Here is a 23,245-nt window from a genome sequence, read left to right on the forward strand (position 1 = left end):
CGCATGATAAGGTCAGCACCTGATTTGTATTTCTGGACCCGTGCATGCCCTTTTGTCTTTCCCGTCGCTGGCCACTGCGCCAGATGATCGTTGCCGCAAGCGTCGCCCTGCTCGTCGCCTGCGCCGAAAAACCTACCGCCGCCGACGCCCAACCGCTCCAGACAGTCCCTGCCGTCACGGCTCCAGCCGTCGTGCCACCTGTGGTGCCGACCGGTGATGACCTGGCCATTGCGCCCACCCAGACCTTCGCCGAATGGCAGGCCGGGTTCCGCAAGGAAGCACTGGCCGCCGGGATCCGTGCCGACCTGTTCGACCGCGCCTTTATCGGCGTCAGCCCGGACATGAGCGTGATCAAGGCCGACCGCAGCCAGCCGGAATTCACCCGCCCCGTGTGGGAATACCTCGACGGCGCGTTGTCGCCGCTGCGGGTCCGCAAGGGCCAGGCCCTGATCGACCAACATGCGCAAATCCTGCAAAGCATCGAGCAGCGCTATGGCGTCGATCGCCAGGCCCTGGTGGCGGTGTGGGGCATGGAAAGCAACTTCGGTCAGTTCCAGGGCACCAAGTCGGTGATCAACTCCCTGGCGACCCTGGCCTATGAAGGACGGCGCCCGGGCTTTGCCCATGCGCAACTGATCGCCGCCCTGCAGATCCTGCAACAGGGCGATATCACGCCGGAAAAAATGCTCGGTTCGTGGGCCGGCGCCATGGGCCAGACCCAGTTCATCCCCACCACCTACAACACCCATGCGGTGGACTTCGACGGCGACGGTCGCCGCGACATCTGGGGCAGCGCAACCGATGCCCTGGCCTCGACCGCGCACTACCTGCAAAGCTCGGGCTGGCAACGCGGCCAGCCGTGGGGGTTCGAAGTGCGGCTCAAAGCGCGGTTCAACTACCCTCTCGCCGATGGCACGATCCGCAAGCCTGTCTCCGAATGGCTGCAATTGGGCGTCAGCCTGCCCAACGACGGTCAGGTTCCGGCCGGCTCCGAACACTTGTCGGCGTCCCTACTGCTGCCGGCCGGCTATCGTGGCCCGGCGTTCCTGGTGCTCGACAACTTCCGCGCGATCCTCAAGTACAACAACTCTTCGTCCTATGCATTGGCAGTCAGCCTGCTGTCCGAGCGCTTCGCCGGCGCCGGGTTGATCGACGGCCAATGGCCCAAGGACGACCTCCCCCTGAGCCGCAGCGAACGGATCGAATTGCAGACACTGCTCAGCAAGCATAACTACGACGCCGGCAACCCGGACGGCATCATCGGCGCCAACACCCGCAAGGCCATCCGCAGCGCCCAACAGTCGTTCGGCTGGCCGGCGGATGGGTATCCGACGCACCAATTGCTGGAAGGGCTGCGTAGCCGCTGATTCGCCTTATGGCGGCTGCCGCTATCGCGAGCAAGCTCGCTCCCACAATCGACCGCGTTCCTTCATTGGAAACCCGATCAAATGTGGGAGCGAGCTTGCTCGCGAAGGCTGACTTGCAGACGCTAGATGACTAGCGGCTGACGACCACATCCTGCTCCAACACCAACACCTTCTCCCCCGCATCCAGCTTCACCAGCGCCCCATGGGCAAGGTCAGGTTCGGATCGCAGTGCCCGCTACGCCAGCCGGACAACACTGGAATGCGCAACGGTTCGAAGGTTTGCTTGAGCAGCTGGTTCAACGCTTCAACATCGACCCCGGCCACATCCCCCACCAACACACCGCGCAGCTGTGCCAACGTGCCGGCCAGGCGCAGTTGGGTCAGCAGGCGGTCGATGCGATACAGGGGCTCGTTGATGTCTTCGATGAACAGGATTACCCCTTCGGCGTCGATCTGGTAAGGCGTGCCCATGGTCGCGGCAATCATCGACAGGTTGCCCCCCAGCAGACGACCGTGGGCGATGCCTGGTTCGACGGTGGTCAATGGGTATTCAGCGGGGTGGTTCAGCGTGCTGCCGGCCTTTAACTGGCCACGCAACAGGCTGAAAAATGAGGTGACGGTGGGGGGTTGCTTGTCGCCCAGCAGGTCGGCGTTGAGCAGCGGGCCGTGGAAGGTGACGAACCCGGCATAACGGCTGATGGCCAGGTGTAGGGCGGTGATGTCGCTGTAGCCTACGAATGGCTTGGGGTTGCGTTTGAGGAGTTCGAAGTCGATGCGGTCGAGTAGGCGTGGTGTGCCGTAGCCGCCGCGTAGGCAGATGATCGCTGCTACTTCAGGGTCGGCGAAGGCGGTGTGGAGGTCGTTGAGACGTACTTCGTCGCTGCCGGCGAGGTAGCCGGTCTTTTCGTAGACGCCTGGGAGTATTCGCAGCTCGTGGCCTTGGGCGCGCATCCATTGGATGGCTTTTTCCGTGTCCAGGGGGGCGGGGCCGGCGGGGGCGATCACGGCGATCACGCCCTTGGGTGGGAGTGCTGGGACGGGGTGATTTGGGGTTAGGTCCATGCGTTTCCCGCTTTGTCGGCTTGCTGTGTGTATATCCGTTTTTTGTGTAACGGCTGCTTATGGTTCCGCTCTTACAGCGGCTCACTTTTGAAAAGCGCAAAAGTAAGCAAAACGCTCTTGCCCCACCACTCGGTGCCTCGCCTAGGCTCGGCATGCCCGAACGCAGGCATTGCTCCGTGGGCCGCCGCGAAGGGCCATCCATGGCCCAGCGCGGCTATCCCGGCATCCATGCCGGGATGCCCACTGCGCAATGCCTGCGTTCGGCCAGCGTGGTTTAACGGGGCGCCTAGATCAAGATCAAGATCAAGATCCAAAGCAAAGCAAAGCAAAGCAAAGCAAAGCAAAGCAAAGCAAAGCAAAGCAAAGCAAAGCAAAGCAAAGCAAAGCAAAGCAAAGCAAAGCAAAGCAAAGCAAAGCAAAGCAAAGCAAAGCAAAGCAAAGCAAAGCAAAGCAACAGCGCGGCATATCCAGCATCTATGTAACTGAACCACCGCCATCGCGAGCAAGCTCGCTCCCACATGGCTTGGTGGCGCTCACAATATCTGGGTAGGTGCAAAACCTGTGGGAGCGGGCTTGCTCGCGAAGGCGTCGGCACATCCAACATCATCACAAACTGATACACCGCTTTCGCGAGCAAGCCCGCTCCCACATGGGGTTGCGGGTAATCACAACATCTGCACACGACACAAAAACCTGTGGGAGCGAGCTTGCTCGCGATGACTTAAGCACAGCCAACATCACCGCAAACTGATCCTCCGCTTTCGCGAGCAAGCTCGCTCCCACATGGCTTGGTGGCGCTCACAATATCTGGGTAGGTGCAAAACCTGTGGGAGCGGGCTTGCTCGCGAAGGCGTCGGCACATCCAACAACATCACAAACTGATACACCGCTTTCGCGAGCAAGCCCGCTCCCACATGGGGTTGCGGGTAATCACAACATCTGCACACGACACAAAAACCTGTGGGAGCGAGCTTGCTCGCGATGACGTCAGCACAGCCAACATCACCGCAAACTGATCCTCCGCTTTCGCGAGCAAGCTCGCTCCCACATGGGGTTGCGGGTAATCACAACATCTGCACACGACACAAAAACCTGTGGGAGCGAGCTTGCTCGCGATGACGTCAGCACAGCCAACATCACCGCAAACTGATCCTCCGCTTTCGCAAGCAAGCCCGCTCCCACATGGGTTACGGGTAATCACAGCATCTGCACACGACACAAAACCTTGTGGGAGCGAGCTTGCTCGCGATGACGTCAGCACAGCCAACATCACCGCAAACTGATCCTCCGCTTTCGCGAGCAAGCCCGCTCCCACATGGCTTGGCGGCGCTCACAATATCTGGGCAGGTGCAAAAACCTGTGGGAGCGGGCTTGCTCGCGAAGGCGTCGGCACATCCAACAACATCACAAACTGATACACCGCTTTCGCGAGCAAGCTCGCTCCCACATGGGGTTACGGGTAATCACAGCATCTGCACACAACACAAAACCTTGTGGGAGCGAGCTTGCTCGCGATGACGTCCGCACAGCCAACATCACCGCAAACTGATCCTCCGCTTTCGCGAGCAAGCCCGCTCCCACAGGAGGAACGCGTTCACTCTAAGCCAGGTCGGCTATAAGGCCGCCTCGCGGGTGCTTTTGATCTTAGGCGCCCCGTTAAACCACGCTGGCCGAACGCAGGTATTGCGCAGTGGGCACCTCGGCATGGATGCCGAGGTAGCCGCGCTGGGCCATGGATGGCCCTTCGCGGCGGGCCCACGGAGCAATGCCTGCGTTCGGGCACACCGAGCCTAGGCGAGGTGCCGAGTGGTGGGGCAAGAGCGTTTTGGTTACTTTTGCGCTCTTCAAAAGTGACCCGCTGTAAGAGCGGAACCCTAAGTAGCCGTTACCGCAGCAACGGATATTCACACCACCCAAAAAACCAACGCTAAATCAGGACCCCAAAAGCTCAGCCTTGACCAACTTAGCCTGCTCATCCGCATGATACGAAGACCGCACTAACGGCCCCGAAGCCACGTTCTTGAACCCCATCTTGTACCCTTCCTCAGCAAACCAGGCAAAGGTATCCGGATGCACAAAACGCTGCACCGGCAAGTGACTACGCGAAGGCTGCAAGTACTGCCCCAAGGTCAGCATATCAATGTCATGCTCACGCATACGCTGCATGACCTCGATGACTTCCTCATCGGTCTCACCCAAGCCCAGCATCAAGCCAGACTTGGTCGGGATATGCGGCATCATCTGCTTGAAGCGCTGCAGCAGCGTCAGCGACCACTGGTAATCCGAACCCGGACGCGCAGCCTTGTACAGGCGCGGTACGGTTTCCAGGTTGTGGTTGAACACATCCGGTGGCTCGGCGGCGGTGATTTCCAGGGCGATGTCCATGCGCCCACGGTAATCGGGCACCAGGGTCTCCAGCTGCACGTTCGGCGACAGCTTGCGGATTTCACGGATGCAGTCGGCGAAGTGCTGGGCACCGCCGTCACGCAGGTCGTCGCGGTCCACCGAGGTGATGACCACGTACTTGAGCTTCAGGTCGGCGATGGCGATGGCCAGGCTTTCTGGTTCGTTCACGTCCAATGGCTTCGGCCGACCGTGGCCGACGTCACAGAACGGACAGCGCCGGGTGCAGATGTCGCCCATGATCATGAACGTGGCGGTGCCGCCGGAGAAGCATTCGCCCAGGTTCGGGCAGGAAGCTTCTTCGCAGACGCTGTGCAGCTTGTGTTTGCGCAGCAGGGCCTTGATACGGTCGACTTCCGGAGACACCGGGATGCGTACGCGAATCCAGTCGGGTTTCTTCGGCAATTCGGTGGTCGGAATGATCTTCACCGGGATGCGTGCAACCTTTTCGGCGCCGCGCAGCTTGACGCCGGCCTCTACCTTGGCACGCGGGGCCGGACGCTCGGTAACATCCAGCGTCGGGATCATGGTTTGCACTGCATCAGTAGTCATATCAGTCGATTCCGCCCGTAAGGGTCGTCTGCTCAGCATAGTCGAGGTGTTTGACGAGCTGCGCGCGCAGCCGGGCACTTACCTCGGCAAATTCAATCGATCCTGTGTGATCGCGCAGCTGGGTCATTGCCAGCCCCGCGTAACCACAGGGATTAATCCGTCGAAACGGCGAAAGGTCCATGTCCACGTTCAACGCCAGGCCGTGAAACGAACAGCCGTGGCGGATCCGCAGGCCCAAGGAAGCGATTTTCGCCCCGTCGACGTAGACACCCGGCGCATCCGGCTTGGCTGCCGCGGTCACGCCATAGCTGGCCAGCAGCTCGATCAGGCATGTCTCCATGCGCGTGACCAGCTCACGTACGCCAAACCCCAGCTTGCGCACGTCCAGCAACAGGTAGGCGACCAATTGGCCAGGGCCATGGTAGGTCACCTGCCCGCCCCGGTCGACCTTCACCACCGGAATATCCCCCGGCAGCAACAGGTGCTCGGCCTTGCCGGCCTGGCCCTGGGTGAACACCGGAGGGTGTTCCACCAGCCAGACTTCATCGTCGGCGGTGTTGCCGCGCTCGTTGGTGAAGCGTTGCATGGCATGCCAGACCGGCTCGTAAGCCATCCGACCCAGCTCGCGAAAGCCCAGCGTGCACGACATCACAACACCATGTGCACGAAACCGGTCGCGCGCAACTCGCTGTTGATGTCGTACAGCTGTTCCTGGCCAGTGGCGATAATGTGCAACTGGATCGTCGTGTACTTGCCGTTGGTACTCTGGCGTTCGGCCAGGGTCTTGTGATCAACGGTGGCATGTTTTTCAAGGATCGCGATGATCCGGTCCTTGAAACCCACACCGGTGTCGCCGATTACCTTGATCGGATAATCCGCGCAGGGGAATTCGATTTTTGGCGCGTTTACTTCGGAGTCTGTCATGGCGTAACGGCCTCGTAAGCCGTGGTAACGAACATGGCCCCGCACCGGATAGGAACGGGGCCATGCAGGTCAACACTTAAATCAGTTGAACAAGCCGTAGAAGAATAGACGGATGCTATCCCACATGCGGCGGAAGATACCACCTTCCTCGACCGCGTCCAGAGCGATCAGGTCAGCGCTGTGCACCACTTTGTCGTCCAATTTGACTTCGACTTTACCGATCACATCGCCCTTGGCGATGGGGGCGGTCAGTTGCGGGTTCATGGTCATGCTGGCAGCGAGCTTCTTGAGCTGGCCTTTGGGCAGGGTCATGGTCAGGTCCTGGGCCAAGCCGGCCTTCACCTGGTTGGTGGTGCCTTTCCAGACCTGGGCCTGGGCCAGTTCGGTGCCCTTCTGGTAGAAGGTCTGTGTTTCGAAGAAGCGGAAACCGTAGGTCAGCAACTTCTGGGTCTCGGCGGCACGGGCCACTTCGCTGCTGGTGCCGAAGACGACCGCGATCAGGCGCATGCCGTCACGAACAGCCGAAGACACCATGCAATAGCCGGCTTCGTCGGTGTGACCGGTCTTCAGGCCATCGACGGTCTTGTCGCGCCACAGCAGCAGGTTGCGGTTAGGCTGCTTGATGCCGTTCCAGAAGAACTCTTTCTGGGAGTAAATGGCGTAGTGAGCCGGGTCTTCGTGGATGATCGCCCGCGCCAGGACCGCCATGTCGTGAGCCGACGAGTAATGCTCGGGGTTCGGCAGGCCGGTAGGGTTCATGAAGTGGCTGTTGGTCATGCCCAGGTCAGCGACGGTTTTGTTCATCATGTCGGCGAACGCATCTTCGCTGCCGGCAATGTGCTCGGCCAGGGCGACGCTGGCGTCGTTGCCGGACTGGATGATGATGCCGTGCAGCAGGTCGCTGACGGTCACTTGCGAACCGACCTTGATGAACATCCGCGAACCGCCGGTACGCCAGGCGTTTTCGCTGACGGTCACCGGATCGTTTTCACCGATCTGGCCGCGACGAATTTCCAGGGTCGCGATGTAGGCGGTCATCAGCTTGGTCAGGCTGGCCGGCGGCAGGCGCTGGTCACCGTTGTTCTCCACCAGCACCTCGCCGCTGCTGGCATCCATGAGTACAAAGGATTTGGCAGCCAGTTGAGGAGGAGCCGGCATCATCTCGGCCGCGAACGCGGCCGGTGAGAGAAGCAGCGGGACTAGCAGGCAAAGGCGTTTGGCAAAGGTGGTGATGTTCATCCGTCTCTCGAAATCGCTAATGGGACTGCCCGAAGGCAAAACTAAAACAGGCAGCTTTCTAACGAGCTGCCGCGTATTTAAGTTGCTCACTCACTGCCCTTGCCGGGCTTTTATTATGCGTGGAGCCAACAACCTGACCCGCTCCAACCGCAAGCGGGCCTCATTCAATTATTCAGCGGTGACCAGGCTCGGCGAACCGAGATTGGCCAGGCGCACACTGTTCTGCACTTGCTGGACTTCACCCGGAGAACCGATCGGCCCCAGGCGCACCCGATGCAGTGTCTGCTGGTTGCGCACGATCGAACTGATGAACACCGGGGCGCTCACCATCGAGCTGAGCTTCGACCTCAGCAGCTCGGCAGCGTCCGGGTTGGCGAACGCGCCCACTTGCAGATACTGGCCAGACGCTGTTGCAGAAGCGTTTTTTTTTGCGTCCAGCTGCATAGGCACCACGGCTGCGGCGTGTTGCTGCGGCGGTGGCGTCCATTGCTCGACCGTACCGGTGGACGCCGTCACGGTCGGCGCGGCATTTTGCGCCACTTTCGGCTCGTTGAGCATCAAAGGCGCCGGACGGCCGCGCTGGGCCCACCATTCCTGCGGGTCGATGCCTTCGACCTTGACCCGCGCGGTGCCGATTTCAGCGTAACCGAGTTTTTTCGCCGCCGCATACGACAAGTCGATGATGCGGTCGGAGTAGAACGGCCCACGGTCGTTGACCCGCAGGATCACGCTCTTGTTGTTGTCCAAGTTGGTCACCCGCACGTAGCTGGGCAGCGGCAAGGTCTTGTGGGCCGCGCTCATGCCATACAGGTCATACACCTCGCCATTGGCGGTGTTCTGGCCGTGGAACTTGGTGCCATACCAGGACGCCGTGCCCGAAGCGACGTAGCGCTTGGACTCGGACAACGGGAAATAGGTCTTGCCCAGCACCGTGTACGGGTTGGCCTTGTAGGGGCCGGTGTGCAGGGTTGGCGTCGCGTCGGGAATGCGCGAGACGTCCACGTCCCACCACGGCGCGCCGTCCTTGTGGGCACGGTTGATGTCCAGGCCCGGCGTGGCGCGCACGGCGGTGGTGTTTTTCTGGGCCGGGGCGCGGCTGGTCGAACAACTGACGACCAACAGCGACAGCGCGGCCAATGCCACGAGCTTCAGGGGTTGATAGGTAGGCAATGCCCGCATTATTTGACGCCCCGTGCTTTGACCAGCTCTTCAGACAGTTGATGTACGGCCATGGCGTACATCACGCTGCGGTTATAACGCGTAATCGCGTAGAAATTCTTCAGGCCCATCCAATATTCGGGGCCCTGCTCGCCTTCCAGGCGGATCGCGGTGACCGGCATGTCATCACGCAGCGCATCATGACTCGACCAGCCCAACGCCCGCAACTCCCCGACGGTTTTCGTCGGCTCCAGGCCTTCGGTCAGGCCCTCGTCGACGCGGTCGCCACGCACGTCGGCGCGGCTGACCACCGGCTGCCCGGCTTCCCAGCCGTGGCGCTTGAAATAGCTGGCAACACTGCCGATGGCGTCGGTCGGGTTGGTCCAGATATTAATGTGGCCGTCGCCATCGAAGTCCACCGCGTAGGCGCGGAAACTGCTGGGCATGAACTGCGGCAGGCCCATGGCCCCGGCGTAGGAACCCTTCAGCGTCAGCGGGTCGACCTGCTCTTCGCGGGCCAGCAGCAGGAATTCACGCAGTTCCTTGCGGAAGAACTCGGCGCGGGGTGGGAAATCGAAGCCCAGGGTCGACAGCGCGTCGATCACGCGGAAATTCCCGGTGTTGCGGCCAAAAAAGGTCTCGACGCCAATGATCGACACGATGACCTGGGCCGGCACGCCGTATTCCTGCTCGGCACGGGCCAGCGCGGCCTCGTGCTGGCGCCAGAAGTCCACGCCCCGGGCAACGCGGGCCTCGGTGATGAACATCGGCCGGTACTCGCTCCACTGCTTGACCCGCTCGGCGGGCCGGGAGATCGCATCGAGGATCGACTGCTTGCGTTCGGCCTCGCGGAACACCCCCATCAGCTGTTCACCGGCAAAACCGTAGTCGCGGGTCATTTCACCGACGAATTCGGCCACTTGGGGCGAGCCTTCGTAGTCGCCGGCCAAGGCCTGCGGCGCAGCGCCCAGGAAGCCGACCAGGCCAATCCACGGCGCATGCCGCGTCGACCAGCCACGCATTGCTTGCATTAAACTCTTCACCTTATTCAAACCTGCGCGATCCACTTACGATGGGTATGGATCGACATCAAAACCCCAAACGCTGACAGTAGCGTCACCAGCGAAGTTCCTCCGTAGCTAATGAATGGCAACGGCACCCCCACAACCGGCAACAGGCCACTGACCATACCGATGTTGACGAAAACATAAACAAAAAACGTCATGGTCAGGCTGCCCGCGAGCAACTTGCCGAACAATGTCTGGGCCTGGGCCGTGATCACCAGCCCGCGGCCGATCAGCAGCAGGTAGATCAACAGCAACACACAAATACCCACCAGGCCGAACTCCTCGCCCATCACCGCGATGATGAAGTCGGTGTGGCTTTCCGGCAGGAAGTCCAGGTGCGACTGGGTGCCCATCAGCCAGCCTTTGCCGAATACCCCGCCGGAACCGATGGCCGCCTTGGACTGAATGATGTTCCAACCGGTGCCCAGCGGATCGCTCTCGGGATCGAGGAAGGTCAGGACGCGCTGCTTCTGGTAGTCGTGCATCACGAAGTACCACATGGCCACCGACACCGGCACGGCGGCGGCGATCACGCTGAGAATCCAGCGCCAGCGCAACCCGCCCATGAACAACACGAAGGCACCGCCAGCCAGGATCAGCAGCGAGGTACCGAGGTCCGGCTGGCGCACGATCAGGATGAACGGGATGCCGATCAACAACAGGCTGATGCACACGTGCTTGAGCTGCGGCGGCAAGGAACGCTTGGACAGGTACCAGGCGATGGTCGCCGGCATGATGATCTTGAGGAATTCCGAAGGCTGGAAGCGGATCACCCCGGGGATGTTGATCCAGCGCGTAGCGCCCATGGCGTTGTGGCCCATCACGTCCACCACCACCAGCAGGCACACGCCCACCACGTAGGCCACCGGTACCCAGCGCGCCATGAACCGCGGCTCGAGCTGGGCGATGACGACCATCGACACCAGGCCGATACCGAACGAGGTGGCTTGCTTGGCCAGCAAATCCCAGCTCTTGCCGCTGGCCGAATACAGCACGAACAGGCTGCCGGCGGCCAGCGTCAGCAGCAGGATCAGCAACGGCCCATCGATGTGCATGCGCTGCAACAACGTGGCGCGACGGCGCATCACGTCTTCGCTGGAGAGGATCCGGTCGAAATTATTCTTCACGGGCCGTAGCCTCCGCAGTGGTGGGGCTTGCGTATTCAGGCTTGAGCTGGCCGTGCTCATCCAGCAGCCAGGCGTCCATGATCTGGCGCACCACGGGCGCGGCGACGCCGGAGCCCGACTCACCGTTCTCGACCATCACCGACACGACGATTTTCGGGTTGTCGGCCGGCGCGAAACCGACGAACAAGGCGTGGTCGCGGTGGCGTTCCTGGACCTTGGAGCGGTCGTACTTCTCGCCCTGCTTGATCGCGACGACCTGGGCCGTACCGCTCTTGCCGGCAATGCGGTACTGCGCGCCGATGGCCGCCTTGCGCGCGGTCCCCCGGGCGCCGTGCATCACCTGCTGCATACCGTTGTTGACCTTTTGCCAGTCCGACGGATTGCGCAGGATGATGTCCGGCATCGGGTTCGGATCCACCGGCTTCTGGCCTTCGATGGTCTTGGCCAGGTGCGGGCGATACCACTTGCCCTTGCTCGCCACCAGGGCCGTGGCCTGGGCCAGTTGCAGCGGCGTTGCCTGCATGTAGCCCTGGCCGATCCCCAGGATCAGGGTTTCGCCGGGGAACCAGGCCTGGCGCCGGGTCGCGCGCTTCCACTCCCGGGACGGCATCAGGCCGGGGGATTCTTCGAACATGTCCAGGGAGACTTTCTGGCCGATGCCGAACTTGCCCAGGTAGGACGACAGCCGATCGATCCCCAGCTTATGGGCCAGGTCATAGAAGTAGGTGTCGTTGGAGCGCATGATCGCCGTTTCCAGGTCCACGTAACCGTCGCCGGTGCGGTTCCAGTTGCGGTATTTGTGATCGTAGTTCGGCAGTTGGTAATAGCCGGGGTCGTAGACCCGGCTCGAGGCGTTCACCACGCCAGAGTCCAGCCCGGCAATCGCCACGGCGGGCTTGATGGTCGAGCCCGGCGGATACAGGCCGCGCAGCACGCGGTTGAACAAGGGCCGGTCGATGGAATCGCGCAGCTCGGAGTAGGCCTTGAAACTGATCCCGGTGACGAACAGGTTCGGGTCGAAACTCGGCTGGCTGACCATCGCCAGGACCTCGCCGGTGTTCGGGTCCAGCGCCACCACGGCGCCACGGCGCCCGCCCAGCGCCGCTTCGGCGGCTTCCTGCAGCTTGATGTCCAGGCTCAGGACGATGTCCTTGCCGGGAATCGGGTCGGTGCGCTTGAGCACCCGCAACACTCGGCCACGGGCGTTGGTCTCGACCTCTTCGTAACCCACCTGGCCATGCAGTTCAGGCTCGTAGAAGCGCTCGATGCCGGTCTTGCCGATATGGTGGGTGCCGCTGTAATTGACCGGATCGAGGGTCTTGAGCTCTTTCTCGTTGATCCGCCCCATGTAGCCGACCGAGTGGGCAAAGTGCGGCCCCTGGGGATAATGCCGCACCAACTGCGCCACCACCTCGACGCCGGGCAGGCGGAACTGGTTCACGGCGATCAGGGCGATCTGCTCTTCGGTCAGTTCGAACAGGATCGGCACCGGCTCGAACGGGCGCCGCCCCTGGCGCATGCGCTTTTCGAAAATCGCCCGGTCCTCGGGCGTCAGCTGCAGCACTTCGACGATCACGTCGAGCACATGCTGCCAATCGCCGGAGCGTTCACGGGTCATGCTCAGGCTGAAGCTGGGCCGGTTATCCGCCACCACCACGCCATTGCGGTCGAAAATCAGCCCGCGGGTCGGCGGAATCGGCTGCACATGCACGCGGTTGTTTTCCGACAGGGTCGAGTGGTACTCGTATTGAATCACCTGGAGGAAATACAGCCGCGCGATCAGCACGCAGATCAGCGTCACCACCGTAATGGCACCGAACACGACGCGGCCCCGCACCAGGCGGGCGTCTTTTTCGTGGTCCTTGATGCGGATCGGCTGAGGCATGAGGGCAGGGTTACTTGTGGTAAGGGTGCCCGGACAGGACTGTCCAGGCACGATACAACTGTTCGCCGATCAGAATCCGCACCAGTGGGTGCGGCAACGTCAACGGCGACAACGACCAACGTTGATCGGCCCGGGCACAGACTTCCGGCGCCAGCCCTTCCGGGCCACCGACCATGAAATTGACCGTGCGCGAGTCCAGCCGCCAGCGATCGAGTTCGACCGCCAGTTGCTCGGTGCTCCAGGGCTTGCCGTGGACTTCGAGGGTGACGATCCGCTCGTTCGGCCCGACCTTGGCCAGCATGGCTTCGCCTTCCTGGCGGATAAAGCGCGCCACGTCGGCATTCTTGCCACGGGTGTTGAGCGGAATTTCCACCAGTTCCAGGGCCAGCTCGGAAGGAAGACGCTTGGCATATTCATGCCAGCCTTCTTCCACCCACTTGGGCATGCGAGAACCGACGGCGATCAGGCGCAGTCGCACAGCGGTCCCTTATTGCTGGTCTTTGTTGAGCTTGGTGAAGTGCTCATGGCTGTTTTCCGGGCTGTGGTGCGCGGCGCTGGCCGAACGGCTCTGCTCGGCACCGGCCCACAGGCGTTCCAGGTCATAGAACTGGCGCGCCGAGGCGGTCATCATGTGCACGATGACATCGTCCATATCCAGCAGGACCCAGTCGCTGTCGCCCTTGCCTTCTTCACCCAGTGGCTTGACGCCCTGGGCCTTCACCGCTTCGCGGACCTTGTCCAGCATCGCGCCGATCTGGCGGTTGGAGGTACCGGTGGCGATGATCATGTAGTCCGTGATGCTCTGCTTTTCACGAACGTCGATCACCTGGATGTCCTGGGCCTTGACGTCTTCCAGGGCGGCCACGGCGACCTTGACCAGCTCTTCGCCCGCCAGGACCACGCCGGTATGCGCCTCTACGGGCAGCGGGGCGCTTTTGAACGTGCCTTTGCGCTTTACTTTGCTTACGTCTTTGTCAGTCATATAAAACTCGTTTTGCTCGTATGTTCGGGCGCTTCGCTACACGCATTCACGTGCCTTGAAGCGCGCCTTTTTCAGTTCGACGCACGGTACAGCCCGTGCGCATCGATGTAGGCCAGGACCGCGTCGGGCACCAGGAAACGTACCGACTTACCGCTGGCCAGCAGTTGACGGATCTGGGTGGCGGATACCGCGAGCGGCGTCTGCCAGACGAATGCAATCTGTCCGCTCGGCCCTTTCAGGGCCAGCGGGTCGCTCACCGAGCGGGCCGCCAGCAGGTTGCGCAAGGCATCCGGCGGCTCGCTGTCGGCATCCGGGCGTTGCAGCACCAGGATGTGGCAATGCTGGAGCAACTCTTCCCAGCGATGCCAAGTGGGCAGGCCGCAAAATGCGTCCCAGCCCAGAAGCAGAAAAACCTGGGCATCAGCGGCCAGCTCGGCGCGCATCAGCTCCAGGGTATCGATGGTGTAGGACGGTTTGTCCCGCTGCAATTCGCGGGCATCCACCACCAGCGGCGCCACACCGGCCACCGCGCACTCGACCATCGCCAGACGGTCTTGCGCCGACACCTGCGGCGTATCCCGGTGCGGCGGCCTGGCGCTGGGCGTCAGGCGTAGCTCATCGAGGGCCAAGGCATCGGCGACTTCCAGCGCACCGCGCAAATGGCCGATGTGCACCGGGTCGAACGTGCCGCCCAGGATACCGATGCGCCGGGGCGGGGTTGTCGTCACAGCGGCTGACGGGTCGAGGTCGCCCAAGTCAGACCGGCCCCTGTCCGCGCAACTGGCCGTCACCGACCACGATGTACTTCTCGCAGGTCAGGCCTTCGAGGCCCACCGGGCCGCGGGCGTGCAGCTTATCAGTAGAAATGCCGATCTCGGCACCCAATCCGTATTCGAAGCCGTCGGCGAAGCAGGTCGGGGTGTTGATCATCACCGACGCCGAGTCCACTTCGGCCACGAACCGCCGGGTTTCACCCAGGTTTTCACTGACGATGGCGTCGGTGTGGTGCGAGCCGTGGCGATTGATGTGCTCGATGGCCTGGTCCAACCCGTCGACCACGCGGATCGACAGGATCGGCGCCAGGTATTCGGTGTTCCAGTCTTCTTCAGTGGCGGCCGCCGCCTCGATGATCGCCCGGGTGCGCTCGCAACCGCGCAGCTCGACGCCTTTTTCGCGGAACTGGGCGGCCATCGACGGCAGGAAGTCCTGGGCAACGGCCTGGTCCACCAGCAAGGTTTCCATCGCGCCACAGATGCCATAACGGTAGGTCTTGGCGTTGAAGGCGATACGCTGGGCCTTTGGCAGCTCGGCGTGGGCGCTGACGTAGACGTGGCAGATGCCGTCCAGGTGCTTGATCACTGGCACGCGAGCATCACGGCTGACCCGTTCGATCAGGCCCTTGCCGCCGCGAGGCACGATGACGTCGACGAACTCGGGCATGGTGATCAGCGCACCGACGGCGGCGCGATCGGTGGTTTCCACCACTTGCACCACGGCGGCCGGCAAATCGGCTTCGGCCAGGCCGCGCTGGATGCAGGCGGCAATGGCACGGTTGGAATGAATGGCCTCGGAGCCGCCGCGCAGGATGGTCGCGTTGCCCGACTTCAGGCACAGGCTGGCGGCGTCGATGGTCACGTTCGGCCGCGACTCGTAGATGATCCCGACCACGCCCAGGGGCACGCGCATCTTGCCGACCTGGATGCCCGACGGCCGATAACTCATGTCGCGGATCGCCCCGACCGGGTCCGGCAGCGCCGCGACCTGACGCAGCCCGACGATCATGCCGTCGATGCGGGCCGGCGTCAGCGCCAGGCGCTCGAGCATGGCCGGCTCCAGGCCGTTGGCCCGACCGGCGGCCAGGTCCAGCTCATTGGCGGCGGACAACTCGGCGCGCGCAGCGTCCAGCGCATTGGCGGCGGCCTGCAGGGCGCGGTTTTTCTGCGCGGTGCTGGCACGGCCGATGATGCGCGACGCTTCGCGAGCGGCGCGACCCAGGCGGGTCATGTAGTCAAGAACGGACTCAGTCATGGTCTGTGTGGTCTTGGCAAAGAGGAAAGCGGCAGATTATAGCTGTCGTAACCCTCGACTAACAGCGTGGACTCACGGTGGTGACCGGCGGAGGAGCAAATCCTGCAGAAATTGTCAGTGTTCAGCGGTGATTAAGCTTTCCATTGCTATCATCGCGCTTCCTTTGGCCTCCCTTTGTTTATCGCCATGACCGATTCACCTCGTCCGCCAAACGCCCTGCCCCACGCTTTTTTTGACCGTGATGCCCAAGTGCTGGCCCAGGACCTGCTGGGCAAAGTCATTCGCCACAAGGTCGGCGACCTGTGGCTCAGTGCGCGGATCATCGAGACCGAAGCCTATTACTTCGCCGAAAAAGGCAGCCATGCCTCGTTGGGCTATACGGAAAAACGTAAGGCTTTGTTTCTGGATGGCGGGCACATCTATATGTACTACGCCCGGGGTGGCGACTCGCTGAACTTCAGCGCCCAGGGCCCCGGCAATGCGGTGTTGATCAAATCGGCCTACCCCTGGGTCGATACGGTCTCCGGCCCGGCGAGCCTGGCGCAGATGCTGCTGAACAACCCCGACGCCCAGGGCCGCCCGCGCGCGTCGCAGAAACTCTGTGCCGGCCAGACCTTGCTGTGCAAGGCCTTGGGGCTGAAAGTGCCGGACTGGGACGCCAAACGCTTCGACCCCGAGCGCTTGCTGGTGGAGGACGTGGGGGTGCCGACGGTCAACGTGATCCAGACCACCCGCCTGGGCATTCCCCTGGGCCGGGACGAACACTTGCTCTATCGCTTCGTCGACGCCGCCTACGCGCCGTGGTGCACCCGGAACCCGCTGCGTCGTGGGCAGGTCGAAGGGCGCGATTATTTTTTGCTTTGATGAAATACCGCAGCCCCCTGTGGGAGCGGGCTTGCTCGCGAATGCGGTGTGTCAGTTGACATTGATTTATCTGACACACCGCATTCGCGAGCAAGCCCGCTCCCACAGTTTGAATCTTCAGTAATCTTGAATTTTCATTCACAGCAGGCTCGCTCACACAGAAAACTGCATGCCAATCAATCTTCAATGGAGTTGTTTTTATGGGCCCATGGCTCGATAGCATCACCGGCTGGCTGACCGCCAACCCGCAATGGCTGGCGGTGGCGGTGTTTATCGTCGCCTGTGTGGAGTGCCTGGCCATCGCCGGGCTGATCGTGCCGGGCACCGTGTTGTTGTTTGCCATCGCGGTGCTGGCCGGCAGCGGGGCGTTGTCCCTCGGTGAAACGCTGTTGCTGGGCCTGCTCGGTGGGTTGCTGGGGGACTTGGTGTCGTATTTCCTCGGCCGGCATTTCCACCAGAACATCCGCCGCCTGCCTGGGCTGCGGCATCATCCGGAATGGATGAGCGCGGCGGAAAACTATTTCCAGCGCTACGGCATCGCCAGTTTGCTGGTGGGCCGTTTTATCGGCCCGCTGCGGCCGATGCTGCCGATGGTGGCCGGGATGTGCGACATGCCGTTCCCGCGCTTCGCCGCTGTCAGCCTGTTGGCCGCGACAGGCTGGACCGTGGCGTATCTGCTGCCAGGCTGGGCCACCGGGGCGGCGTTCCGCCTGCCATTGCCCGAAGGTTTCTGGCCACAGGCCGGCGTCGTCATCGGCAGCATCGCGGTGATGATCGGCTTGAGTGTCAACAGCAGCCTACGTCGCCATCGCCACGCCTCCGCGCTGATCGCCGGCATCGGCCTGGTGATCCTGATCGGGTTGTTCATCGGTTTTCGTTACCTGACGGCGTTCGACCAGGGGCTGGTGGCCCTGGTCCAGGAACACCGCAGCGCAACGCTGGACGAGATCGCCGTGACCTTCACGCTGATCGGCGAATTCCGCAACATGCTGATTTTCAGCGCCCTGCTGACCGGCCTGCTGCTGTTGGCGCGTCAATGGCGCCAGGCTATCTTTGCCGGTGGCACGATGTTGCTGACCTCCCTGGCCAATACCGGCAGCAAGCATTTCTTCGCCCGCGTGCGCCCGGAAATCCTCACCGACCCACTGACCAGCTACAGCATGCCCAGCGGCCATGCCTCCGGTGCATTCGCGCTGTTCCTGAGCCTCGCCATCCTGGCCGGTCGCGGACAACCACCGCGCATGCGCCTGACCTGGTTGTTGCTGGCCTGTCTGCCGGCGCTGGCCATTGCCCTGTCGCGGGTGTATCTGGGGGCCCATTGGCCGAGCGACGTCGTCGCCGGGGCCATGCTCGCCGCCTGCATCTGCGCCGCCGTGTTGTGGTTGAGCCAGCGCCAGACACCGCTGCCGGCCATGCCGCCGAAAATCTGGTGGTTGATTCTGCCGGCGATGGTGGCGATGTTCAGCTTCTTTGCGTTGCGGCACCTGCCCCATGCGATGTTGCGGTATGCCTATTGAGCGGCGGACCAATGAACACTGGAGATCCATGTGGGAGCGGGCTTGCTCGCGAATGCGGTGGGTCATTTAACACCTGTGTCGGATGACACTCCGCATTCGCGAGCAAGCCCGCTCCCACAAGGGATCAGTGTTATTCAGTGAAATATGAGTTGAGTCAGGCAAACAGCTCGCCCTGCAACTCATCGAGCAAAGCCTGGATCGCATCCAGGCGCTGCTGGGGGTCATCGAGTTGCAGCAGGTCGATCTTGTCCAGTTCATTGAACGGCAGCAGGTAGGCCAGTTGATTGGCCAGCGATTGCTGGCCGGTCGCTTCGGTGCCCATGTTCAGCGCCTCGACCATCGGGTGCTCGGCCAGGGCCTTGAGCAAGGCCACCAGGTCGGCATCTTCGTCCTGTAGCGGTTGTTCCGGTTCATCTTCGAGCCACTCGACTTCAGCGACCGTCAATTGATCCGGCTGGACGCTGCTGCCGTGCACGATAAAGCGCCGTCCACCCTGCACACGAATGCCCAGCAGGCCGTTGTCCTGCTGGGAGAAATCGGTGATGCGTGCTTCACAACCGACCCGCGCGTAACCGTCAGGCGCGATGCCGACTTCCTCGCCATCGAGGATGCACACCACCCCGAACCCTTCGCCCTTTTTCATGCAGCGACCGATCATGTCGAGGTAGCGCGCCTCGAAAATCTGCAAATCGAGGATGCAACCGGGGAACAGTACGGTGTTCAACGGGAAAAGCGGCAAGCTCATAAACAGTTCCTTAGACCGTCATCGACACCACCAACGGCAGCAACACCGCCGTGGCCACGCCCATCAGACTCATCGCCAGCGCCGCAAAGGCACCGGCCTCTTCGCTTTCCTGCAACGCCACCGACGTGCCCACCGCATGGGCCGTCAGCCCCAGGGCCATCCCCCGGGCCTCCGGGCTATGGACACCCAACCGGTTCAGAATGCTCGGACCGAGGATCGCCCCGAGTACGCCGGTAATCAACACAAACACCGCCGCCATGGCCGCCACGCCACCGATCTGCTCGGCCACCAGCATGGCAATCGGCGACGTCACCGACTTGGGCGCCATGGTCATCAGAATCATATGCTCGGCGCCAAACGCCCAGCCCAGCACCACCGCAGAGCCGGTGGCGAACACCCCGCCTATCACCAGCGTAGTAAAAATCGGCCAGAACAATTGCCGGATCCGCCGCAGGTTCAAATACAACGGCACCGCCAGGGCGACCGTGGCCGGGCCCAGCAGAATGCTGAGGATCTCGGTGCTCTTGCGGTATTCGGCGTAGCTGATGCCACAACCGACCAGCACGCCGATCAACAGCACCATCGACATCAGCACCGGTTGCAGGAACACCCAGCGGGTCTTTTCGAACGCCGCCAACACCAGTTGATAGGCGCCCAGGGTAATGCCGATGCCGAACAACGGATGATGGATCACCGAACTCCAGGCGCCCTGCCAGTCGAGCATCATTGGCCGTCCTCCGGCGTGGGCGCGTGACGCCGGGCCAGGCGCTGCATCAGCACACCGGTAAACGCCATGGACAGCACCAGCGACAACACCAGCGAACCGACGATGGCCCAGAAATCGGCGGCAATGTCCCGGGCGTACACCATCACCCCCACCGCCGGCGGCACCAGCAGCAACGGCAGGTAACGCAGCAGGCTGCCGGCGGCCAGGTTCAATGGCTCGCCGACTTCGCCGCGCAGGATCAGATAACCCAGCAACAGCAGCAGGCCAATGATCGGCCCCGGCAGCACCGGCAAGAACAAATGATTGATCGCTGTGCCCAGCAATTGGAACAGCACCAGCCAGGTCAGGCCCCGTAGCAACATCCGCTCTCTCCCCTGCAACACCTACCCATTGAATGCGCCCGCATTATAAGCACGCCGGCGCTATGGGTCGGCATTCGTAAAAAGCATGGTCGGTGACCTTCCCTGCGCGTCATGTTGATCTACAGTGGTTCTCCGGGGACGCCGATCCCCGTCAATAAAGACAAAACAGATCAACCAAGGAGAGTCTCAATGCCCTATGTGCCCGTTGCAGCGCTCAAGGATTACGTCGGCAAGGAACTTGGACGTTCCGATTGGCTGACCATCGATCAGGACCGTATCAACCTGTTCGCCGAAGCCACTGGCGACTTTCAGTTCATCCACGTCGACCCGGTCAAGGCCGCGCAGACCCCGTTCGGCAGCACCATTGCCCACGGTTTCCTGTCGCTGTCGCTGATGCCCAAGCTGATGGAAGACATCCTGATCTTGCCCGAGGGCGTGAAAATGGTCGTCAACTACGGTCTGGACAGCGTGCGTTTCATCCAACCGGTGAAGGTTGATTCCAAGGTCCGGCTCAAGGTTGACCTGGTGGACGCCACCGAGAAAAAGCCCGGCCAATGGCTGCTCAAGGCCACCGCCACGCTGGAAATCGAAGGCTCGGACAAACCGGCCTACATCGCCGAGCCCCTGTCGCTCTGCTTCGTGTAAACCTTAGCGGTCGCGAAACCGCTCGTGCAGTTTCGCATCGCTTCGCTGTATCTCACGCGCCTAGCTGCGGCATACTCGTCGTCTGATGACCTGGATCCCGTTATGCGCTTACTTGTCCCCCTGGCTCTGACCCTATTGCTGACCGCTTGCGGTGATGGCGAATCGCTGCTGCCCACCGATGCACGCCTGCCCGACGGCGGACGTTATCGCGGCGACCTGGTGGACGGCCTGCTGCAAGGCCAGGGGCGCATCGATTACCCCAACGGCAGCTGGTACGCCGGGCAGTTCGATAAAGGCCAGTGGCACGGCAACGGTGAATGGCATGGCAGCAATGGCGAGGTCTATCGCGGCCAGTTCCAGAACGGCCTGTTTCAGGGCCAAGGCAGCCTGACCACGCCGACCAGCAGCTACACCGGCGGCTTCAAGCAAGGCCGACGGGACGGTGAAGGGACCCTGAAAGAAAACGGCATGACCTACCGCGGCGAGTTCAAGGCCGATAAGTATTCCGGCCTCGGGCGCCTGGAGCTCGACGACGGCAGCCAGTACCAGGGCCCGTTCACCAACGGCAAGCCCAACGGTGAAGGCCAGCGCTTCGATGCCAGCGGCAACCAGTTCACCGGTCACTTCGTCGATGGTCAACTGCAAGGCAAGGGCACCTTCAACAGTGCCGATGGCGATGTCTATGTCGGTGGCTTCAAGAACAACCAGCTCAACGGTCGCGGTCGCTATGAAAACGCCGACGGCGATGTCTGGATCGGCCAGTTCAAGGAAGGCGCGCTGATCGGCAAGGGCGAACTGATCGGCGCCGATGGCAGTCATTACCTCGGTCAATTCAGCGACTGGCGCTTTACCGGCCAGGGCCGCCTGAACTTGCCCGACGGCAGTTTCTACATCGGCCAGTTCGAAAGCGACAGCTATCACGGCCGCGGCACCCTGGTGCTGACCGACGGCACTGTGCAAAGCGGCACCTGGGCCAAGGGCCAGCGGGTGCGCGATGCGGACGGCCGGCTGCTGCCGGATGTGCTCGAACTCGGCCTGCTGGCCCAGGGTCGCCTGCTGGAGGATGCCCTGGCCAATATCCCGGCTTCTACACCGGCGGTGGAGTTGTACAGCCTGACCCTCGGCGGCGATGGCAAGCAAAGCGTGTTCCTGCGTGAATCCGACTATGTCGCCAACATGCTCGCCAGCCGTTTCGGCGCGTTCGGGCAGATTCGCCTGGTGAACCACCGCGATCACCTCGGCGACCGGCCCATGGCCAGCCGCGAAAGCCTGCGCCGCGCCGCCGCGACCCTGGCTGAGCGCAGCGGCCCGGAAGACCTGATCTTCATCTACCTCACCAGCCACGGCACCAGCGAGCATGAACTGGTGCTCGACCAGCCGCGCATGGAACTGGCGGACCTGCCCGCCGATGAACTGGCCGTGGTGCTGGCACCGCTGAAGAACCGCGACAAGATCGTGGTGATCTCGGCGTGCTACTCCGGCGGTTTCATCCCGGCGCTCAAGGATGAACGCACGCTGATCATGACCGCGTCCCGGGCCGACCGGGTGTCCTTCGGTTGTTCCGAGGAGGCCAATTTCACCTATTTCGGCGATGCCCTGTTCGCCCAGGCATTGAACCAGACCGACGACCTGGAGCAAGCCTTCAAACGGGCCAAGGCCACCGTCGCCGAACGGGAGCAGGCGGACAATTTCGAAGCCTCCGAACCGCAGATGTGGGCGCCCAGGACCGTCCTTTCCCACTGGCAGCTGCTGCGCAAACAACAAGCGCGAAAAGCATTGCAAAGTGCTGCATTGAACGACGAGGCCATAAAGAGCAACTAAGCTGAACCGTATCAAGGGGGAAACACCATGTACTTGACGCCTCAGCATGTTTTGCTCGCCGGAGCCACCGGGTTGACTGGTGAACACTTGCTTGATCGGCTGCTCAACGAGCCGACCATCACCCGGGTCCTGGCACCCACTCGCCGGCCACTGGCCGAGCATCCACACCTGGAAAACCCGGTCGGAGAGCCGGCCGAGGTGTTGCCTCGGCTCAGTGGCCAGGTGGACATCGCCTTTTGCTGCCTCGGCACCACCATCAAGCAGGCCGGCTCCGAACAAGCTTTTCGCGCGGTAGACCTGGACCTGGTCGTGGCGTTTGCCAAGCGCGCCCGGGAATTGGGCGCACGGCACCTGATCGTGATCAGCGCCCTGGGGGCCGACGCAAAGTCATCGATCTTCTACAACCGGGTCAAAGGCGAAATGGAAGCCGCGCTCAAGGCCCAGGACTGGCCGCAACTGACCCTGTGCCGGCCTTCCCTGCTGCTGGGCGACCGCGTCGAACCACGCCTGGCCGAGCAACTGGCCGGACCGTTGTCGAGGCTGATCCCAGGCAAATACCACGGCATCGAAGCCTGCCAACTGGCCCGCGCCATGTGGCGCCTGGCGCTGGAAGAGCAGAATGGGGTGCGGGTGGTGGAGTCGGATGAGTTGCGTAAGCTCGGCAAATAATTCTGCAGCGCCTGACTGGGCCTCATCGCGAGGGAGCTTGCTCCCACAGTTGACCGAGTTTCGTCAGGAAGAATGAGGTCGAATGTGGGAGCGAGCTTGCT

At 62.2% G+C, this 23,245-nt stretch carries 23 protein-coding genes and 1 pseudogene; 8 read left to right on the forward strand and 16 right to left on the reverse strand.

All coding sequences use genetic code 11. The features are described from left to right. Positions 1-44 precede the first annotated feature (44 nt). On the forward strand, positions 45-1,367 hold the full coding sequence (locus tag CD58_RS24950; protein WP_025215641.1) for a lytic murein transglycosylase: 1,323 nt from the start codon (positions 45-47) through the stop codon (positions 1,365-1,367). Between the two features lie 130 nt (positions 1,368-1,497). Here the strand turns inward: CD58_RS24950 and CD58_RS24955 are convergent. Beyond that, a pseudogene (locus CD58_RS24955) lies at positions 1,498-2,429 on the reverse strand (S66 peptidase family protein). 152 nt (positions 2,430-2,581) lie between these two features. Between CD58_RS24955 and CD58_RS31625 the strand changes: the two are divergent. Continuing rightward, entirely contained in the window at positions 2,582-2,707 is a 126-nt protein-coding gene (locus CD58_RS31625; protein WP_256572709.1) for a hypothetical protein, read from the forward strand. After that, entirely contained in the window at positions 2,680-2,979 is a 300-nt protein-coding gene (locus tag CD58_RS30930; protein WP_144238629.1) for a hypothetical protein, read from the forward strand. Before CD58_RS31625 ends, CD58_RS30930 begins: the two co-directional genes overlap by 28 nt. Positions 2,980-4,361: 1,382 nt before the next feature. Here the strand turns inward: CD58_RS30930 and lipA are convergent. The 12 genes from lipA to CD58_RS25015 form a co-directional block, all read right to left on the reverse strand. Further along, the gene (gene lipA, locus CD58_RS24960; protein ID WP_025215642.1) at positions 4,362-5,384 is read right to left on the reverse strand and encodes a lipoyl synthase; all 1,023 of its coding nucleotides are present in this window, start codon (positions 5,382-5,384) and stop codon (positions 4,362-4,364) included. A 1-nt stretch (position 5,385) separates the two neighbouring features. Next, the gene (lipB, locus tag CD58_RS24965) at positions 5,386-6,033 is read right to left on the reverse strand and encodes a lipoyl(octanoyl) transferase LipB (protein ID WP_025215643.1); all 648 of its coding nucleotides are present in this window, start codon (positions 6,031-6,033) and stop codon (positions 5,386-5,388) included. Then, a complete protein-coding gene (locus tag CD58_RS24970) occupies positions 6,033-6,308 on the reverse strand; it encodes a DUF493 domain-containing protein (RefSeq protein WP_025215644.1) in 276 nt (91 codons plus the stop codon). The genes lipB and CD58_RS24970 overlap by 1 nt, the downstream gene beginning before the upstream one ends. A gap of 81 nt (positions 6,309-6,389) precedes the next feature. Continuing rightward, complete coding sequence (locus tag CD58_RS24975) at positions 6,390-7,547, reverse strand: D-alanyl-D-alanine carboxypeptidase family protein (protein WP_025215645.1); 1,158 nt, start codon at positions 7,545-7,547, stop codon at positions 6,390-6,392. Positions 7,548-7,715: 168 nt separating this feature from the next. Further along, on the reverse strand, positions 7,716-8,726 hold the full coding sequence (locus tag CD58_RS24980; RefSeq protein ID WP_025215646.1) for a septal ring lytic transglycosylase RlpA family protein: 1,011 nt from the start codon (positions 8,724-8,726) through the stop codon (positions 7,716-7,718). Continuing rightward, a complete protein-coding gene (gene mltB, locus CD58_RS24985; protein WP_025215647.1) occupies positions 8,726-9,736 on the reverse strand; it encodes a lytic murein transglycosylase B in 1,011 nt (336 codons plus the stop codon). Before mltB ends, CD58_RS24980 begins: the two co-directional genes overlap by 1 nt. A gap of 17 nt (positions 9,737-9,753) precedes the next feature. Then, positions 9,754-10,857 (reverse strand): rod shape-determining protein RodA, encoded by a 1,104-nt coding sequence (rodA, locus tag CD58_RS24990; RefSeq protein ID WP_049867000.1) that lies wholly within the window; start codon positions 10,855-10,857, stop codon positions 9,754-9,756. 31 nt (positions 10,858-10,888) lie between these two features. Next, positions 10,889-12,784, reverse strand: a complete 1,896-nt coding sequence (mrdA, locus tag CD58_RS24995; RefSeq protein WP_025215649.1) for a penicillin-binding protein 2 — start codon at positions 12,782-12,784, stop codon at positions 10,889-10,891. 10 nt (positions 12,785-12,794) lie between these two features. Beyond that, positions 12,795-13,262: a 23S rRNA (pseudouridine(1915)-N(3))-methyltransferase RlmH gene (gene rlmH / locus CD58_RS25000; protein ID WP_003185785.1), complete on the reverse strand. Its 468-nt coding sequence runs from the start codon at positions 13,260-13,262 to the stop codon at positions 12,795-12,797. A gap of 9 nt (positions 13,263-13,271) precedes the next feature. Next, the gene (rsfS, locus tag CD58_RS25005) at positions 13,272-13,766 is read right to left on the reverse strand and encodes a ribosome silencing factor (protein ID WP_025215650.1); all 495 of its coding nucleotides are present in this window, start codon (positions 13,764-13,766) and stop codon (positions 13,272-13,274) included. 71 nt (positions 13,767-13,837) lie between these two features. Next, the gene (nadD, locus tag CD58_RS25010; RefSeq protein WP_025215651.1) at positions 13,838-14,521 is read right to left on the reverse strand and encodes a nicotinate-nucleotide adenylyltransferase; all 684 of its coding nucleotides are present in this window, start codon (positions 14,519-14,521) and stop codon (positions 13,838-13,840) included. A gap of 1 nt (position 14,522) precedes the next feature. Further along, positions 14,523-15,794 carry a glutamate-5-semialdehyde dehydrogenase gene (locus CD58_RS25015; protein WP_025215652.1) on the reverse strand — a complete coding sequence of 424 codons (1,272 nt, stop codon included), beginning with the start codon at positions 15,792-15,794 and terminating at the stop codon, positions 14,523-14,525. Positions 15,795-15,980: 186 nt separating this feature from the next. On the opposite strand from CD58_RS25015, the gene CD58_RS25020 reads away from it, so the two are divergent. Further along, complete coding sequence (locus CD58_RS25020) at positions 15,981-16,658, forward strand: DNA-3-methyladenine glycosylase (RefSeq protein ID WP_025215653.1); 678 nt, start codon at positions 15,981-15,983, stop codon at positions 16,656-16,658. A gap of 200 nt (positions 16,659-16,858) precedes the next feature. Next, positions 16,859-18,175 carry a bifunctional DedA family/phosphatase PAP2 family protein gene (locus CD58_RS25025; RefSeq protein WP_025215654.1) on the forward strand — a complete coding sequence of 439 codons (1,317 nt, stop codon included), beginning with the start codon at positions 16,859-16,861 and terminating at the stop codon, positions 18,173-18,175. 154 nt (positions 18,176-18,329) lie between these two features. Here the strand turns inward: CD58_RS25025 and CD58_RS25030 are convergent, their stop codons facing one another. From CD58_RS25030 to CD58_RS25040, 3 genes are read right to left on the reverse strand one after another with little or no spacing between them, the layout of a single operon-like run. Beyond that, complete coding sequence (locus tag CD58_RS25030) at positions 18,330-18,920, reverse strand: LON peptidase substrate-binding domain-containing protein (protein WP_025215655.1); 591 nt, start codon at positions 18,918-18,920, stop codon at positions 18,330-18,332. A 10-nt stretch (positions 18,921-18,930) separates the two neighbouring features. Next, positions 18,931-19,647 (reverse strand): LrgB family protein, encoded by a 717-nt coding sequence (locus CD58_RS25035; protein ID WP_025215656.1) that lies wholly within the window; start codon positions 19,645-19,647, stop codon positions 18,931-18,933. Continuing rightward, positions 19,644-20,009, reverse strand: coding sequence for a CidA/LrgA family protein (locus CD58_RS25040; protein ID WP_025215657.1), 366 nt, complete (start codon positions 20,007-20,009; stop codon positions 19,644-19,646). The genes CD58_RS25035 and CD58_RS25040 overlap by 4 nt, the downstream gene beginning before the upstream one ends. Positions 20,010-20,198: 189 nt before the next feature. Here CD58_RS25040 and CD58_RS25045 point away from each other — a divergent pair, with 189 nt between their 5' ends. From CD58_RS25045 to CD58_RS25055, 3 genes are all read left to right on the forward strand, one after another. Then, complete coding sequence (locus CD58_RS25045) at positions 20,199-20,654, forward strand: MaoC family dehydratase (RefSeq protein ID WP_025215658.1); 456 nt, start codon at positions 20,199-20,201, stop codon at positions 20,652-20,654. A gap of 102 nt (positions 20,655-20,756) precedes the next feature. Continuing rightward, the gene (locus CD58_RS25050) at positions 20,757-22,475 is read left to right on the forward strand and encodes a C13 family peptidase (protein ID WP_025215659.1); all 1,719 of its coding nucleotides are present in this window, start codon (positions 20,757-20,759) and stop codon (positions 22,473-22,475) included. A 27-nt stretch (positions 22,476-22,502) separates the two neighbouring features. Then, positions 22,503-23,144: an oxidoreductase gene (locus CD58_RS25055; protein ID WP_025215660.1), complete on the forward strand. Its 642-nt coding sequence runs from the start codon at positions 22,503-22,505 to the stop codon at positions 23,142-23,144. Positions 23,145-23,245 lie beyond the last annotated feature (101 nt).

The sequence above is a fragment of the Pseudomonas brassicacearum genome (assembly GCF_000585995.1).
GTDB classification, from domain to species: Bacteria; Pseudomonadota; Gammaproteobacteria; order Pseudomonadales; family Pseudomonadaceae; genus Aquipseudomonas; species Aquipseudomonas brassicacearum_A.